The organism is Streptomyces sp. MnatMP-M17 (genome assembly GCF_900091995.1).
Taxonomy (GTDB): Bacteria; Actinomycetota; Actinomycetes; order Streptomycetales; family Streptomycetaceae; genus Streptomyces.
The window spans coordinates 1-16,428 of sequence record NZ_FMDK01000354.1 but is presented as its reverse complement, the minus strand read 5'-3'; the positions used below and the strand labels follow the sequence as shown (position 1 = coordinate 16,428).

General features: G+C 68.8%; 10 protein-coding genes. 2 read left to right on the top strand and 8 right to left on the bottom strand.

What is annotated here, in order from left to right; genetic code table 11:
* Positions 1 to 153: 153 nt before the first annotated feature.
* Positions 154 to 663 (bottom strand): hypothetical protein, encoded by a 510-nt coding sequence (locus GA0115259_RS16520; RefSeq protein WP_093597171.1) that lies wholly within the window; start codon positions 661 to 663, stop codon positions 154 to 156.
* A 205-nt stretch (positions 664 to 868) separates the two neighbouring features.
* Between GA0115259_RS16520 and GA0115259_RS16515 the strand changes: the two genes are divergently transcribed.
* Positions 869 to 1,483 carry a YceI family protein gene (locus tag GA0115259_RS16515; RefSeq protein WP_093597168.1) on the top strand — a complete coding sequence of 205 codons (615 nt, stop codon included), beginning with the start codon at positions 869 to 871 and terminating at the stop codon, positions 1,481 to 1,483.
* A 92-nt stretch (positions 1,484 to 1,575) separates the two neighbouring features.
* Here the strand turns inward: GA0115259_RS16515 and GA0115259_RS16510 are convergent, their stop codons facing one another.
* The 4 genes from GA0115259_RS16510 to GA0115259_RS16495 form a co-directional block, all read right to left on the bottom strand.
* Positions 1,576 to 2,925 (bottom strand): hypothetical protein, encoded by a 1,350-nt coding sequence (locus GA0115259_RS16510; protein ID WP_093597165.1) that lies wholly within the window; start codon positions 2,923 to 2,925, stop codon positions 1,576 to 1,578.
* Positions 2,926 to 3,123: 198 nt separating this feature from the next.
* Positions 3,124 to 6,222 (bottom strand): glycoside hydrolase family 3 N-terminal domain-containing protein, encoded by a 3,099-nt coding sequence (locus tag GA0115259_RS16505; RefSeq protein ID WP_093597162.1) that lies wholly within the window; start codon positions 6,220 to 6,222, stop codon positions 3,124 to 3,126.
* 99 nt (positions 6,223 to 6,321) lie between these two features.
* The gene (locus GA0115259_RS16500) at positions 6,322 to 8,217 is read right to left on the bottom strand and encodes a discoidin domain-containing protein (protein ID WP_093597159.1); all 1,896 of its coding nucleotides are present in this window, start codon (positions 8,215 to 8,217) and stop codon (positions 6,322 to 6,324) included.
* Positions 8,218 to 8,370: 153 nt separating this feature from the next.
* Entirely contained in the window at positions 8,371 to 9,348 is a 978-nt protein-coding gene (locus GA0115259_RS16495; RefSeq protein WP_093597156.1) for a LacI family DNA-binding transcriptional regulator, read from the bottom strand.
* A gap of 313 nt (positions 9,349 to 9,661) precedes the next feature.
* Here GA0115259_RS16495 and GA0115259_RS16490 point away from each other — a divergent pair, with 313 nt between their 5' ends.
* Positions 9,662 to 11,548 (top strand): ricin-type beta-trefoil lectin domain protein, encoded by a 1,887-nt coding sequence (locus tag GA0115259_RS16490; protein ID WP_093597153.1) that lies wholly within the window; start codon positions 9,662 to 9,664, stop codon positions 11,546 to 11,548.
* 69 nt (positions 11,549 to 11,617) lie between these two features.
* Here GA0115259_RS16490 and cimA read toward each other — a convergent pair whose 3' ends face one another.
* From cimA to GA0115259_RS16470, 3 genes are all read right to left on the bottom strand, one after another.
* A complete protein-coding gene (cimA, locus tag GA0115259_RS16485) occupies positions 11,618 to 13,225 on the bottom strand; it encodes a citramalate synthase (protein WP_093597150.1) in 1,608 nt (535 codons plus the stop codon).
* A 398-nt stretch (positions 13,226 to 13,623) separates the two neighbouring features.
* Positions 13,624 to 14,718 carry a branched-chain amino acid aminotransferase gene (locus GA0115259_RS16475; protein WP_093597144.1) on the bottom strand — a complete coding sequence of 365 codons (1,095 nt, stop codon included), beginning with the start codon at positions 14,716 to 14,718 and terminating at the stop codon, positions 13,624 to 13,626.
* 279 nt (positions 14,719 to 14,997) lie between these two features.
* The gene (locus tag GA0115259_RS16470; protein ID WP_093597141.1) at positions 14,998 to 16,044 is read right to left on the bottom strand and encodes a 3-isopropylmalate dehydrogenase; all 1,047 of its coding nucleotides are present in this window, start codon (positions 16,042 to 16,044) and stop codon (positions 14,998 to 15,000) included.
* Positions 16,045 to 16,428 lie beyond the last annotated feature (384 nt).

Genomic DNA, 16,428 nt, shown 5'->3' with positions numbered 1-16,428 from the left:
ACACTCCCGCCACCCCGGCGAAAGACCAGGTCAGACAGCGAAATCCTGCTGGAGTACTAGCACAGGGCCCGGCGTCCTCCGCACAGAACGGCGCTGCCCCGCCCTCCGGTCGGTCGAGGAGAGCGGGGCAGCAGCGTGTCTACGGACAGCCGGTCAGCAGCCGCCGCAGTTGTAGTACGTGACGTCCCAGTGGTTGCCCTCGTCCGCGTAGAGGTTGCCGGCGCCGGACTGCCACTGCGGATAGCCGTCACCGCGCGGGCCGATGTAGGTGAAGTTGTTCTTGATGTAGTTGGTGAGGCAGGTGCCCTTGGCGAAGTCGAGCTTGTAGCCGTTCCAGTGCGAGTACGTGCCGCTCGCGTGGCCCGTCTCCGTACCGCCCGTGATGTTCAGGGCGCAGCCGCTGGCGCTCTTCAGCGTCTGCGCGCCCTGGGCCGACATCAGGTTGAGCTGCTCGAACGACGTACAGGTCGGGTTGTTGCGGTTGGAACAGCCGCCGGACGAGGACCAGGTGATGCCGCGTGAGCTGAACATCGAGGTCGCCGTGGCGTGGGTGATCTTCGTGGCCGCCTGGGCGTCGCTGGCCGAGCTGAGGACGCCGAAACCGGGCGCGAAGAGCGCGCCGAGGACCAGGGCGAGCGCGGTGAGTACCGAGCGGAGCTTCATGGGGGGATTGCCTCCTGCTGAGGGCCGTTGGGGTCGATGGGGCAGCGGTGCAGGTGGTAGCAGAGGAGATGGTGCCCGATATCTACGCGCGTCGCCAGGGTGCGGTGAACTCGATCGAGTGACATTGTTGAAGCTTGAACGAGATAGGTCTAAGGTGGCGGCGATTGAAGGTTTGAAACAAGTCAGTCGTATCTCAGGAGGAACCATGGCCCTCTTCGGCCGCAAGAACGACAGCGCCACCACCCCCACCGTCGAGGCCGACCCGGCCCTGGCCGCGCTGACCGGCGAATACACCATCGACCCGGCGCACAGCACCATCGGCTTCACCGTCCGCCACGCGATGGTCACCAATGTCCGCGGCTCGTTCACCGAGCACGAGGGCACGCTGAACCTGGACGGCTCGAACCCGGCGGCCTCCACGGCCACCATCGATGTCTCGATCGCCAGCGTCGACACCGGGATGCCCGACCGCGACGGCCACCTCCGCAGCGCCGACTTCTTCGACGCGGAGACCTTCCCGAAGATGTCGTTCCGCTCCACCTCGGCCGAGCAGATCGACGCCGAGACCTACCGTGTCACCGGCGATCTGACCATCAAGGACGTCACCCGGCCGCTCACCATCGACCTGGAGTTCCACGGCTCCGCCACCGATGTGTACGGCAACGAGCGGGTCGGCTTCGAGGGCAGCGCCTCGATCCTGCGCTCCGAGTGGGGCCTGACCTGGAACGCGGCGCTGGAGACCGGCGGTGTGATGGTCAGCGACAAGGTCAAGCTGAACTTCGACATCTCCGCGATCAAGAAGGCCCCCGAGGCCGCCTGAGGCCCGCGTGGGCTGCACGGGAAGACCGGCGACCGGCGGAGGCGCGCTTCAAGCCCGTGAGGCATCAGGTCCGTAAGGGCTTGGGCCCCGGGTCAGAAGCCGCCTCCGCCGTCGAATCCTCCCCCACCGCCGAAGTCCCCGCCACCGCCGAATCCTCCGCCGCCGAAGTCGCCCGGGTCGTAGTCGGTGCCCGAATAGTCGCCACCGCCGTAACCGGAGTGGTCGTCACCGCCGAAGTCGGCCGCGTAGGCGGGCGTCGCCATCACCGAGCCGAGCATCGTGCCCACCAGCAGTCCCGGCAGCAGTCCGCCGCCGAAGTAGCCGCCGGCCCACGGCCCGTACGCGGGCCCGGCCTCCCAGTAGGGACGAGGGCCGTTCGCGGTCTGCACCGTACGGCTCATCGGATCGTCGCCGTCGGCCAGCCGCGCCGCGTCGGCGGCGCAGACCGGCACGGTCCGCCGTACACCGGCGGGCGGAGCCCACTCCGCGTCGGCCGTCGAAGGACCGTGGCGCGGATCGAAGAAGCACGGTGAACGGCGCTCGGGCAGCGGTGCGCCCTTTCTGCGCGCGTCCAGCACCGCCAGTGAGAACCGGCCGTCCTCCAGCGCCTGTGTCACTCCGCGTACGTCGTCGGGCCGCTCGGCCGAGCCCATCAGGGACTTGGCCTTCTCGTACGCGTCGAGGGAGCGCTCGTACTCCGCGCGCATCGCGTCGTCGGCGCCCGCCTCCGCGGGATGGAAGTCGAGCCGGTCCAGCTCCTCGCCGAACGCGGTGATGTCCTCGTCCACGACGACACGCAGCTTGTCCAGCGCCTCGCGCTCCCGCTCGATCCGCCTGCCGCGCTTGCGCCGCGCCACGGCGTACGCGCCCGCGCCGCCCGCCGCGAGCACCGAGCCGAGCACGATCAGCCCGGTGGTCGAGCCGCCGGAACCGTCCGAGCCCATGGTGTCCCAGGACGCCGGGGCCTGGCCGCGGATCTGCGGGAGCGCCTGGTCGACGAAGTTGTTGAGCTCGGTCGACGCGTCCACCGGGCCGCCCGCCTTGACCGCGTCGGTCAGATTGCGGACCGCCTGCTGGGAGAGCACGGCGGAGTCGGCGCCCGCGTCGAAGCGGTCACCGAGCCGGATGGCGTACAGACCGGTGATCCCGGTCTCGGCCCGTACCGTGTTCAGCACGGAGGCGGCCGGGAACTGCGCCGTATCGGGCAGGACCGCCACGAAGAGCGGCTTGTCCGCGTCCTTGATCTTCTTCGCCAGGGCCTCGGCCTCGGACGTCGAGAGCCGGCTCGCGGCCCCGGGATCCACATACACGGGCCCGTTCTTGAGAGCCTCGGCCACGGTCCCTGGACCGGTGGCGGCCTCCGCGGCGGGCGCCATCCCCAGGACGGCGGCCGAGCCGGCGAGCAGCAGCCCGGAGAGTGCGGAATACAGCCTCGTCCTCATACATTGACGCTACCCGAAATGCGCCAAGATGGGGCAGGGATGAGCAAAAGCGAAAGCCGGGCGACAGACACGGAAGAAAGCCCGGCGACAGACGCGGAAAAAGACAGACGCGGAAAGACAGGTGCGGAAAGGGTGAGGCACCCGGACCTGTCGCGGCCCGGGTGCCTCACCCATGGGGTCCTTCGGTTCCCTCGCTGATCAGGCCGCCTTGTACGCCGCCGTCAGCTTGTCCACCGCGCCGGTCAGATCACCGGTGAGCAGCAGATGGTCCGCGTCCGCGAAGGGCTTCGCCGAGGCGGGAGTGATGTGCTCGCCGATCTTCTGCTGGACGAGCAGCCTGGCCTGGCCGACCAGCTCCCTGCCCTGCGCCGACTTGCCGAGCCCGGCCTTCTCCAGCACCTGGGCCGCGACACCGAGGGCGGCGAGAGTCAACTGCCCGCCGCCGGGCGGCGCCTTGAGCGTCGTCAGGCCCCAGCCGTACGGGAACTGCGGATCGTAGACCGCGTCACCGACATTGATCGGCAGTGACTCGACCGACTTGGGCCAGGTCAGCGGAAGCTGACCGGTGAACGCCTTCCTGCCGTAGAGGACATCGGCCACACCGTCGCCCTCGCTGCCCGGCAGCCAGGACGCCACCAGCGCGTCGATGTCACCGAGCTGGTCGCCGATGAGCTGCGGCCGGCCGGAGACGATCAGTACGGCGCACTTCATGGCGGCGCAGACCGTGTCCACCGCCTGCCTGTCCTCGTCGGACAGATTCAGATCATGGCCGTTGCCGACATCGCCCTGACCCTCGGCGTACGGCTTCTCGCCGACGACGACCACTCCGACGTCATGGCCCGCCGTCGGCGCGGTGGCGTCCTTGGAGTAGGTGAGGGAGGCGTTCGGAGCCGCCTTGCGCATGCCTTCCAGAATGGTCGTCCCGGTGGTGGTGCGCCCGGAGCCGCCCTGCCAGGTGATGGTCCAGCCGCCCATCTGGTTGCCCAGATCATCGGCGTTGGAGCCGGCCACATACACCTTCTGCGACGGCTTGAGCGGCAGGACCGCGCCCTTGTTCTTCAGCAGCACCTGCGACTCGGCCGCCGCCTCACGGGCCACCGCCCGGTGCGCGGGCGAGCCGATCTTCGGCTGGTTGGTGGTGTCCGCGTACGGCTTCTCGAACAGGCCGAGCCTGAACTTCTGCTCCAGGATGCGGGATACGGCGTCGTCGATCCGCGCCTGGCTGATCCGGCCGGCCGTGACCTCGGCCTGAAGCGTCCGGGTGAAGTCCTTGTATGCCGTCGGGACCATGATCATGTCGAGTCCGGCGTTGATGGAGGTACGGACGTCGCTCGCGTAGTCGCCCGGGATCTGGTCGATCGCCTGCCAGTCGCTGATGACGAAGCCCTTGAAGCCCATCCGGTCCTTCAGCACACCGTTGATCATGGCGCCGTCGGCGTGCATCTTCACCGCGGGCCGATTCTCGTCGGTGATCTCCAGCGAGGAGTACGAGGGCATGACCGTGCCCACGCCTCGCTTCACGGCGTCCTTGTAGGGCGCGAGATGGATGGCCTCCAGCTCCTTGCGGGTGACCTTGGTGACCCCCTGGTCGATGGTGTACGAGCCGGTCGTGGACGAGCCGTACTCGGTGCCGCCGTCACCGACGAAGTGCTTGGCCGTCGCCAGCACCTTGTCGTTGCGGTCCAGACCGCTGCCGTCCGCCGGGCCCTGGAGACCGTTGACCACGGTGTCCATGGCGATGACCAGCGCGGGATCCTCACCGAAGGACTCGTACGTACGGCCCCAGCGCTCGTCCCTGGCGACACAGACGCAGGGCGCGAAGTCCCACGGGACGCCCGTGGCCCGTACCTCGTTCGCCGTCACCGCGCCGGTCCGCTCCGCCAGCGCCGGATCACGGGTCGCGCCGATACCGATGTTGTGCGGCATGATCGTCGCGCCGACGACATTGTTGTGGCCGTGCACCGCGTCCACGCCGTAGATCAGCGGGATCTGGAAGCGGGTCGCCTGCGCCCTGAGCTGGAAGGCGTCGACCATCTTCGCCCAGGCCTGCGGGGTGTTGGGCGTCGGTACGGATCCGCCGCCGGAGAGCAGCGAGCCGAGATCGTAGGCGGCGATGTCGCCCTGGGCCGTGAGCGCGTTGCGCTCGGCCTGTGTCATCTGGCCGGCCTTCTCCGCGAGGGAGAGCCGGGAGACAAGGTCGGCCACCCGCTTCTTCACCGGCAGCTTCGCGTCGAGATACGGCAGACCGTGCGCGTCGATCACGATCTGCGGGTTCTCGGCCGGGGCCTTGGCGCCGGTGACGGTGAGCTTGAACGGTACGGTCTCGGCGCTCTCGGCGGCCTTGTCCTTGAGCGTGGCGACCTCGACGGTCCGTGAGGTGCCCGAGGCGCTGCCGGCCGGGAAGGTGACCGAGCCGGAGACGGCCGTGTAGTCCTTGCCCGCCTCCGCGGTACCGCCCTCGGTGGTGCCGCCCTCGGTCGTGTAATCGACCGTCACGGGCTGCTCGATCGGGCCGGAACCGGTCGTCGCGACCGAGATCCGCACCTTGGCCGTGGCGCCCTCGGCGACGGGATATACGGCCGCGTCGGTGATGACGCTCGCCGTCAGACTCGGGTCGGCCTTGCCGTACAGCTCCACTCCGTCCAGGGCGAAGCGGCCCGGCGCGCCCGTCGGCAGCGTGAGGGCATAGCCCCACATCTCCGTCAGACCGAGAACCTGGTCGATTCCGCCGACCGGCTGATAGTCGGTGCGGTACTGGAAGTCGGCGAACGGTATCTCGACCTGGTGCCAGCCCTCCCAGTCGTCGGTGAAGGACGTCGTCCACAGCTCGGAGGCCTCGCCGTTGGCGCCGCCGTCCTTGATCTCGAAGTTGATCCTCTTGCCGGAACCGGGCGGCAGAGGAGCGGTGTTCTGGCCGTACCACCAGAAGCGGATGCCACGGTGGGCCGACCAGTCGTGCGACGGCTCGTCGAAGGCGAAGTCATGGCTGAAGCCGCCGTATCCGCTGATGTCGTAGCTGCCTTCGAGGACCTGGGCGCCCTCGGGCGCGTCGGCGCGCTCCACCAGGCTCAGGGCCGGCGGATCATCGGCGTCGCCGCCCCAGGTGAAGATGCCCTCCTCGGGCGGTCCCGCGAACGGGACCTCGCCCTCGAAGCGGTCCACGGCCACCGGGGCCGGTTCGTCCGCGGCGGCGGAGGGACCGGCTCCCGCCAGGGGCAGCAGCCCCGCCAGGACGGCGGCGGCGAGAAGCGCCGCCGTCCTGGTGCCCGGCCGCGGCCTGACACGTATGCCTCGCATCGTGCTCGTTGCTCCTTGTGTCGCTGGTGTCCCCGGCGGCTCTGCCGCCGCCGGGGACGCTGACGCCGTTACTTGTGCTCGGCGTTGCCCTTGGTTCTGCTACTTCTGCTCGACCCGGACCCAGTCGATCTCGGCCTTGATGCCGCCCTGGGCTATCCGGTTGACGCTCGACTGCGGCAGGCCCCAGTACGGCTGGGTGACCTTGTTCCAGCCCGCCGGATAGGCCCCGCCGAGCGCGAGGTTGAGAATCACGTACTGGTTGTGGTCGAAGACCCACTTGCCCCGTGTGGACTCCAGCTTCTGGCGGGACGTCTCCTGCACCACCCGGTCGTCGACGGTGAAGCGCATGCCCTCCGGCTGCCACTCCACCGCGTAGGTGTGCCACTCGTCGGCACGCCCGCCGTTCGGGAAGGTCTGAGTCTTACCGATATTGCCGTCGGCCGAGTAGCCGGGACCGTGCAGCGCGGTGCTGGTCCAGTCTCCGTAGCCGATGTTCTCCATGATGTCCGTCTCACCCGAGCCCGGCCACGAGACGGCCGGGTTGTCGACATCGCTGCCCAGCAGCCAGAAGGCCGGCCAGAAGCCGTCGCCGACCGGCAGCCTCATCCGGCCGCTGACCTTGCCGTAGGTGAAGTCGAACTTGGTGTTGGTGTCGATACGGCCGGAGGTGAAGTCGTACGTTCCGCCGCCGGGCACGGTGGTGCAGCCCTTGCAGTACTTCGACTCCAGGACCAGGCTGCCGTTCTCGGTCCGGATGTTGTTCGGCGAGTCGACATACGCCTGGGCCTCTCCGTTGACCGAGCCCATCTCCGTGCCGGTACGGACCACTCGCCACTTGCTGCGGTCCAGTCCCGAACCGGTGAAGTCGTCGAAGAAGGTCGTACGGTAGGCCGCACCGGAGTTCTTGGGCAGCGCCGGATAGGCCGCCGCCGCGCTGCCGCCGGTGCCCCAGACCTGGAACTCGTACAGCGAGTAGCCGAACTGGGCGGTCGAGGGCGCCGGGTTGTAGAAGGAGCGGCGCTCCTTGCCCAGCATCCGGATGTAGCGCGCGGTGGCCGGTGTGGCGAGAGTGACGGTGTCGCGCCGGCCCGCGGCCTCGCCCGGCGGCTTGACATCGGCGCGGCGGGCGGCGACCTCGGCGGCGGAGGGCCGGTACACCGTGCGCCAGGTGCGGTTGTCGTCGGAGACCTGGAGTTCGTAGTCGACGGCGTAGGCCGCCTCCCAGTACAGATCGACCGCCTCGATCCGGGACGGTGTGCCCAGATCGACTCCGACCCAGCGGTCCGCGTTCCAGTCGCTGGCCCAGCGGGTCTGGTCGCCCTTGAGGTCGGCGGGCCAGCCGCCGTCGGTCACATAGGCGGGAGAGTTCCCGGCGTGCTGGTAGAGATTGCCGTACGCCGGATGGTTGAGGGCGAGATTGGTCCGGGTGGTGGAGGCGGGCGCGGGCTCGCCTCCGTACACCTGGAAGGAGAAGAGGGAGTAGCCCCAGGCGGTCGCCCGCTGCACACCGCGCATCCGGACATAGCGCGCGGTGACTTCCTGCGGATAGGTGTGCGCGGTGACGGTGCCGCCGGTGCCTTCGGTCTCGGTGTAGAAGCTCGTCCAGTTGGTGCCGTCCGTGGAGGCTTCCAGGACGTACTGCCTGCCGTAGGCGGCCTCCCATTCGAGCTTGACCTGGTTGACCCGGATGACGCTGCCCAGGTCGATCCTGATCCAGGCGTTGTCCGTGAAGTCGCTCGCCCAGCGGGTGGCGCCGTTGCCGTCGACGGCTCCGGAGGGCAGGGTGTCCGGGTTCTCGCTGCCGGACGCGGTGACGGAAGCGGGATTGGCGGCATAGGCAGCCGCCGCCCGGTCGGTGTTCCAGGCCGCCGCCACGGCCGCGGCCCGCGCGGGCGCCCGGTCGGTCTGCTGAGGTACGGGCGCGCTGAACGCGAGCGGGGCCGACAGCGCCAGAAGCGCCGCGGTGGCGGCCACCAGGGTCGTACGTGAGGGCATCGGTGCCTCCTGTGGGGGGAGTGCGGGTGTGTGGAGCGATGTCCGTACGGGGTGGCGCTGTCCTTGAGAGTCCTGACTGGGTGTCGTGCCGTGCCGTGCCGTGTCAAGCCATGGCGTGGCGTGGCGTTCGTGGCGTTCGTTCTACGGGGCCGGCTACGGAGCCGACTTCCGCACGATCAGTTCGGTGGGCAGCACGACCGGTTCGTCCGGCGCGGACGCGCCGCCCAGATGTCCGAGCAGCATCGTCGCCGCCGTCTCGCCCATCTCGCGCGCAGGCTGGTGGACGGTGGTCAGCGGCGGCTCGGTGTGCCGGGCCATCGGGATGTTGTCGAAGCCGACCACCGCGATGTCGTCGGGCACGCTCCGCCCGGCGGCCCGCAGGGCCCGCATCGCGCCGGCCGCGCTGATGTCGTTGTGCGCGAAGACGGCGTCGAAGGCGACCTCACCGGCGAGGAGTTTCTCCACCGCGAGCCGTCCCGACAGCTCGGTGAAGTCGCCCACCACGACCAGATCGGTCGGCAGCACCTCACGGAAGCCGCTGAGCCGGTCGCGTACACAGCCGAAGTGCGAGGGCCCGGTGATGACCAGAGGCCTGCGGCGTCCGTCGGCCAGCAGATGGCGGGCCGCGGACGCGCCTCCCTCGCGATTGGTGGTCACGACGGAGGGAAAGTCCTCGGGATGGCTGCCGCGGTCGTCTATCAGCACGACGGGCAGGCCCTTGTGGTGCAGTCCGATGATGGTGTCGAGCGTGTTCTCGGGCTCGACCACGAGCAGTCCGTCGAAGGCGCGGGCCGAGACCTGTGTGGTGAAGTGCTCCACCGACTCGGCGCCGCGGTTGCAGGTGAAGAGCAGCAGACCGTAGCCGGCGGCCTCGATGGTGTCGACAACTCCCTGGAGGACCTCGCCCATCCACGGCCAGGTCAGCGAGGGCACCAGCATGCCGACCGTACGGCTGCTGCCGCGGGCCAGTCCGACGGCGCCCGAACTGGGCACATAGCCGAGCTGGGCGATCACGGCCCGAACGCGGGCCGCCGTACTGCGGTCGACTTCACCTTTGGTGTTGATCACCCGGGACACGGTCGTCTTGCTGACGCCTGCCTGGCGGGCGACGTCCGCGATCGTGACACGCATCGGTGCCTCCGCTTCGAGGTGTGGAACCGGTACCGCAACCGCTTCCGGAACCGGTACCGGCGTTGGGCGGTGAGTTAACCGGCACGCAACACAGTCGTCAATACTTCACGTCGAGATTGGTCCGAACCTCTGTTACGTGCCAGGCCGGCAGCAGGTCAGAGGCGTAATGCGTTCAGTTCATGAACACGTTGAACGCGCCGTCTCTTGACGGGAGTTCGTAACAGCAGTTCACTCACGCCGCAGGGAGCGGCAGGGCGACAAGGCACTGCCGCACCCGAACCCCCCACCCTCTGCCGAGAAGGGCAGCAGTTCTATGTCGAGATCGACCGGTACCGGGCGTCGGCTGACGAGGGTTCTCCTCGCCGGCGCCCTCGCCACCGCCGGGCTCACCGGCCTCTCCGCGGGTACGGCCCAGGCCGCGGGCGAACAGGTCAACATCTGGCTGACGACGACGGACGACGCGGGCGGACGCCATGTCACCCGCGGTCTCCAGCAGCAGACTCCCGTCACCTTCCAGCCGGGCAACGGCGGCAGCGGGACGAACATCACCGTTGACGAGGGCACCCGCTATCAGACCTTCACCGGCGGCGGCGCCTCCTTCACGGACACCGCGGCCTGGCTGATGAAAGGCAGCGGAGCGCTCTCCCAGGCGACGCGTGACGACACGATGAGGAAGCTGTTCTCGCCGACCGAGGGCATCGGACTCTCCTTCATCCGTAACCCGATGGGCGGTTCCGACCTCGCCCGGTTCGGCTACACGTACAACGATCTGCCGGCAGGTCAGACCGACCCGACGCTCTCCCGGTTCTCCATCGCGCACGACCTCGCCGATGTGCTGCCGCTGACCAAGCAGGCCAAGCAGCTCAATCCGGCCCTGTCGACCATGGCCTCGCCATGGACGGCGCCGGCCTGGATGAAGGACAGCGGCCAGCTCAACGGCGGCTGGCTGAAGGCGGAGAACTACGGCACCTACGCCGACTACTTCGTCAAGTATCTCCAGGCCTACCGCGACCAGGGCATACCGGTCGACTATGTCTCGGCGCAGAACGAGCCCACCTGCTGCGGCGGTTATCCGTCGATGAGCTGGAACGGCTCGGGTCTGGCGTTCTTCACCAAGAGCAACCTGCTGCCGAAGCTCCAGGGCGCCGGTCTGTCCACCAAGGTCCTGGCGCACGACTGGAACTGGGACACCTACGACGCGTACGCGGCCGAGACCGTGAACGACGCGGCCGTACGCAACCATCCCAACTTCGGCGGCGTCGCCTGGCACGGCTACGGCGGGAACATCCAGAAGCAGACGGATGTCCACAACCAGTATCCGCAGATGAACGCCTTCCAGACCGAGCACTCCGGCGGCACCTGGATCGCCAATCAGCAGCGCGAGGACATGGCGAACATCATCGACTACACCCGTCACTGGGCGAAGTCGGTGACCAAGTGGTCGCTGGCGGTGGACCAGAACCGCGGTCCGCACAACGGCGGCTGCGGCACCTGCGACGGGCTGATCACCGTTCACAACGGTGACGCGCGCCATGGCCAGGTCGACTACACCATCGAGTACTACACGATGGGTCATCTCACCAAGTTCGTGAAGCCGGGCGCGGAGCGCATCGCCTCCACCGCCAGCACCACGGTCTCCAATGTGGCCTGGCGCAATCCGGACGGCTCCAAGGCGCTGATCGCCTACAACGACGGCTCCGGCGCGCAGCAGGTACGGGTCAACTGGGGCGGGCAGAACTTCAGTTACTCCCTGCCCGGCAAGACCTCGGCCACCTTCACCTGGGCGGGCGCGCCGTCCGGCGGCGGCTCGGACCGGACCGGCACCCTGGTCGGCCTCGGCGGCAAGTGCCTGGACGTGGCGGGCGGCGGCAACGCCAACGGCACGGCCGTGCAGCTCTACGACTGCAACGGCTCGACGGCCCAGCGCTGGACGCTCAAGGCGGACGGCTCCGTACAGGCGCTCGGCAAGTGCCTGGATGTCGCGGCGGCGTCGACGGCCAACGGCGCGAAGGTCCAGCTCTACGACTGCAACGGGTCCGGGGCCCAGCAGTGGAGATACGAGTCGGGCTCGGCCGATCTGGTGAACGTCCCGGCCGACAAGTGCCTCGATGTGACGGGCAATTCCTCTGCGAACGGCACCGGCACCCAGATCTGGACCTGCACCGGAGCCGCCAATCAGAAGTGGCGGCTCCAGGGCTGAGTCCGGAGCTGAGGCCGAGGCCCGTTGCCGACGTCCGCTGAGCAGGGCCGGTGTCGAACCGAGGGAGTGCTACTCCGCCGGTTCGACGCCGGCCCTCAGCAGGCCATAGGTGTACGCGTCCTCCAGCGCCTGCCAGGAGGCCGCGATCACATTCTCGGCGACACCCACCGTGGCCCAGTCGCCGGTGCCGTCCGAGGTGGTGATCAGTACGCGCGTGGTGGACTCCGTACCGTGCCGGCCCTCCAGGATGCGGACCTTGTAGTCCACCAGCTCCAGCTTGGCGAGCTGCGGATAGATCTGCTCCAGACCGACCCGCATCGCCCGGTCCAGCGCGTTGACCGGCCCGTTTCCCTCCGCGGTGGCGACGATCCGCTCTCCCTTGGCCCACAGCTTCACGGTGGCCTCGTTGGCGTGCGTACCGTCGGGCCGGTCCTCCACGATCGCGCGCCAGGACTCCGTACGGAAGTAGCTGCGCGGCCTGCCCTCCGCCTCCTCGCGCAGCAGCAGCTCGAAGGAGGCGTCGGCGGCCTCGTACGTATAGCCCTTCAGCTCACGCTCCTTGACCCGGCCGACGACACGGCCGACCAGATCGCGGTCGCCGCTCAGATCGATGCCGAGCTCCTTGCCCTTGAGCTCGATGGAGGCGCGCCCGGCCATGTCGGACACGAGCATCCGCATGGAATTGCCGACCAGCTCGGGCGCGATGTGCTGGTACAGATCCGGATCGACCTTGATCGCGGAGGCGTGCAGTCCGGCCTTGTGGGCGAAGGCGGAGACGCCGACATACGGCTGATGGGTGGAGGGCGCGAGATTGACGACCTCGGCGATGGCGTGCGAGATCCGGGTCATCTCGGCGAGCGCGCCCGCGGGCAGCACCCGCTTGTCGTACTTCAGCTCCAGCGCGGCGACGACCGGGAAGAGATTGGCGTTCCCGACGCGCTCGCCGTATCCGTTGGCCGTGCACTGCACATGGGTGGCGCCCGCGTCGACGGCGGCGAGCGTGTTGGCGACGGCGCAGCCCGTGTCGTCCTGGGCGTGGATGCCGAGCCGGGCTCCGGTGTCGGCCAGCACGGTGGAGACGACGGCCTGGATCTGCGCGGGCAGCATTCCGCCATTGGTGTCACAGAGGATGACCACATCGGCGCCGGCCTCGGCCGCGGCCCGTACGACGGCCTTGGCGTACTCCGGGTTGGCGCGATAGCCGTCGAAGAAGTGCTCGCAGTCGACAAAGACACGGCGGCCCTGCTCCCGCAGATGGGAGACGGTGTCGCGGATCATCTCGATGTTCTCGTCGAGAGTGGTGCGCAGAGCCAGTTCGACATGGCGGTCATGCGATTTGGCGACCAGCGTGACCACCGGCGCGCCGGACTCGATCAGCGCTCTGACCTGCGGGTCCTCCGACGCCTTGGCTCCGGGCCGCCGCGTGGAGCCGAAGGCGACGAGCTGGGCGTGCCGGAACTCGATCTCCTGCCGGGCACGGGCGAAGAACTCGGTGTCGCGCGGGTTGGCACCGGGCCAGCCGCCCTCGATGAAGCCCACGCCGAACTCGTCCAGGTACCGGGCGATGGCCAGCTTGTCGGCGACGGTCAGATTGATGCCTTCACGCTGCGCGCCGTCGCGCAGCGTGGTGTCGAAGACATGGAAACTGTCGTCGCTCTCCGTGGACTCTGTGGTCATGGTGGGTTGCTCCTGTCGAGTGGATGGTCTGGCTCCACTTGCCCCCATCGTCGCGCGCCGTCCGCCTTCCGCCGGGGTGGGGCCGGAAAACGAAAAAACCTCTCGCGGGTGCGAGAGGTCTGCGCGCGGGTCTGAGGCACGATGGCCGCGCCGTACATGGTGGTACGAGGCGATCACTGCGGACCGGCGCGCTTGCTGCCGATAATCATGGCGAGCGAGAGCACGAGCCGATTTTCGCATGTCGCGCGCGGCTGGGCAGAACTGTCTCACCATACGGGCGCGCCCGGCTCAGCCGCTGGTCACGGCGGTACGGAACCGCCGGCCCGCCCTGGTGAAGGGCGTGCCGACGGTATGTCACAGGGACAGCGTCGAAGACAGAAGCGGAGTCGGAGCCGGGGTCAGGACCGGCCCAGCTCGTGCATCCAGCCATGGGCGTCGGGAGCCACGCCTCGCTGGATGTCCAGCAGAGCCGTACGCAGCTCCATGGTGACCTTGCCCGGCTCACCGCCCGACTGGGTCCACTCACCGGCCGCCGACTTGACCGCGCCGACCGGAGTGATCACCGCGGCCGTACCGCAGGCGAAGACCTCGGTGAGGCTGCCGTTCTCGGTGTCGCGGCGCCACTGCTCCTTGGAGATCCGGCCCTCCTCCGCGGTGTAGCCGAGGTCGCGCGCCACTGCGAGCAGTGAGTCACGGGTGATGCCCGCGAGCAGCGAGCCGGTCAGCTCGGGCGTGACGATGCGGTCGCCGTACACGAAGTACAGATTCATCCCGCCCAGCTCCTCGACCCAGCGGTGCTCCAGCGCGTCCAGATAGACGACCTGCTCGCAGCCCTTCTCCGCCGCCTCGGCCTGGGCGAGAAGGGACGCCGCGTAGTTGCCGCCGGTCTTGGCGAAGCCGATGCCGCCGGGCACCGCGCGGACATAGTTCTCCGAGAGCCAGACGGAGACGGGCCGCACACCGCCGGGGAAGTACGCGCCGGCCGGGGACGCGATGACCAGGAACAGATACTCGTTCGCCGGCCGCACACCGAGACCGACCTCGGTCGCGATCATGAACGGACGCAGATAGAGGGACTCCTCGCCGCCGTGCGCGGGCACCCATGCCTTGTCCTGCTCGACCAGCGCGTCGCACGCGGCGATGAAGGTCTCGACGGGCAGCTCGGGCATCGCGAGCCGGCGGGCGGAGAGCCGGAAGCGGTTCGCGTTGGCCTCGGGCCGGAAGGTGGCGACCGTACCGTCGGGGCGGCGGTAGGCCTTGAGGCCCTCGAAGATCTCCTGCGCGTAGTGCAGCGTCATGGTGGCCGGGTCGATCGAGAGCGGCGCGTACGGGACGAGCGCCGCGTCGTGCCAGCCCCGTCCCTCCGTCCACTTGATCGTCACCATGTGATCGGTGAAGTGGCGGCCGAAACCCGGGTTGGCCAGAATCGCCTCGCGCTCCGCGTCGGAAAGCGGATGCGCGGAGGGCTTGAGCTCGATCGTGGGCGTGGTCATGAATACTCTCGTCCTTCACCGGTTGTGTATGACGGACCGCGCTCACGCCGCTACTGCTACTAGGACGTCCGAGCATTCCCGCATGCCGCGGCCCACGCAGATTATCGCGTGAACGGGTAGCGGAGGAAACGGGTGAATGCGGCCCAATGCCTGCCCAAGGGCCGCCTGAGGGCTGCTCTTGGGCCGAGGGGGTGCCGGGCGGGTGGTGCCCGGTGGCCGCACACAGCACAGCACAGCCGCCGGGTTCCGAGGACCCGGCGGCTGTGAGAAGTCGACGGGTCAGCTCGCTACTCGTACGGCGAGCGCGTCACCGATCTCGTCGGTCGTACGCGCGGGAGCCGTCGTGTCGCGCTCGGCGAGATCGGCCGCGACGGCCTCCTCGATCCGTACGGCCTCGGCGTCGAAGCCGAGATGACGCAGCAGCAGCGCGACGGAGAGGACCGTGGCCGTGGGATCGGCCTTGCCCTGACCCGCGATGTCCGGCGCCGAGCCGTGGACCGGCTCGAACATGGACGGGAACGTACGGTCCGGATTGATGTTCGCGGACGCGGCCAGGCCGATACCGCCGGTCACGGCGGCGGCCAGGTCGGTGAGGATGTCACCGAAGAGGTTGTCGGTGACGATCACGTCAAAGCGCTCCGGCTGGGTGACGAAGAAGATCGTCGCGGCGTCGACATGCAGATAGTCGGTGGTGACCTCGGGATACTCACGGCCGACGCGGTCGAAGATGTTCTTCCACAGATGGCCCGCGTAGACGAGGACGTTGTTCTTGTGGACCAGCGTCAGCTTCTTGCGCGGACGGGCGTCGGCCCGCCGGTACGCGTCACGGACGACACGCTCCACGCCGTACGCCGTATTGAGACTCACTTCCGTGGCCACCTCGGCGGGCGTACCGGTGCGCAGCGAACCTCCGTTGCCCGTGTACGGGCCCTCCGTGCCCTCGCGGACGACGACGAAGTCGATCTCCGGCCGGCCCGCCAGCGGTGTGGCGGTGTGCGGGAAGAGCTTCGACGGACGGAGATTCACATAGTGGTCGAAGGCGAACCGCAGCCGGAGCAGCAGCCCGCGCTCCAGCACACCGGAGGGCACGGACGGATCGCCGATCGCGCCGAGCAGGATCGCGTCATGGCCCTTGAGGGCCTCCAGCTCCGCGTCCGGGAGGGTCTCCCCGGTACGGTGCCAGCGGCCGGCGCCGAGGTCGTACTCCTTGGTCTCCAGCTTCACATCCTGAGGAAGGACGGAGCTCAGGACCTTCAGGCCCTGGGCCACGACCTCCTGGCCGATGCCGTCACCGGGGATCACTGCGAGATTGAGGCTGCGAGACATGACGGCACCCTACTGCGCGTCCCAGCCCATGACACGGTAGGTCCATTCTGTGGACAGGTCGCGTCTCGCGGCCGGGCGCGGACGGCGTCCGTCACCGAGCGCGTGCCGCGTCCGTCACCTATTGCCTGTGGCGTCTCGTCGTGTCCCGTCACCGACTCGATGCCCAGGATCCACACGAACGCCATCCACTGGTGTCACGGTCTGTCCATGGATACCCCTCGTGTCGGGATCCCCGACCGTCTCGCCTCCCGTATGACCATGCCGGAACAGCATGAGTATCTGCGCGGCCGGATCGGCCGGCGCGGGCTGCTCAGAGGCGGCACGCTCCTCGCGGGCACGGTGGCCGGCGCCGGGCTGCTCGGCTCCAGCGCGGGGCCCGCCGGC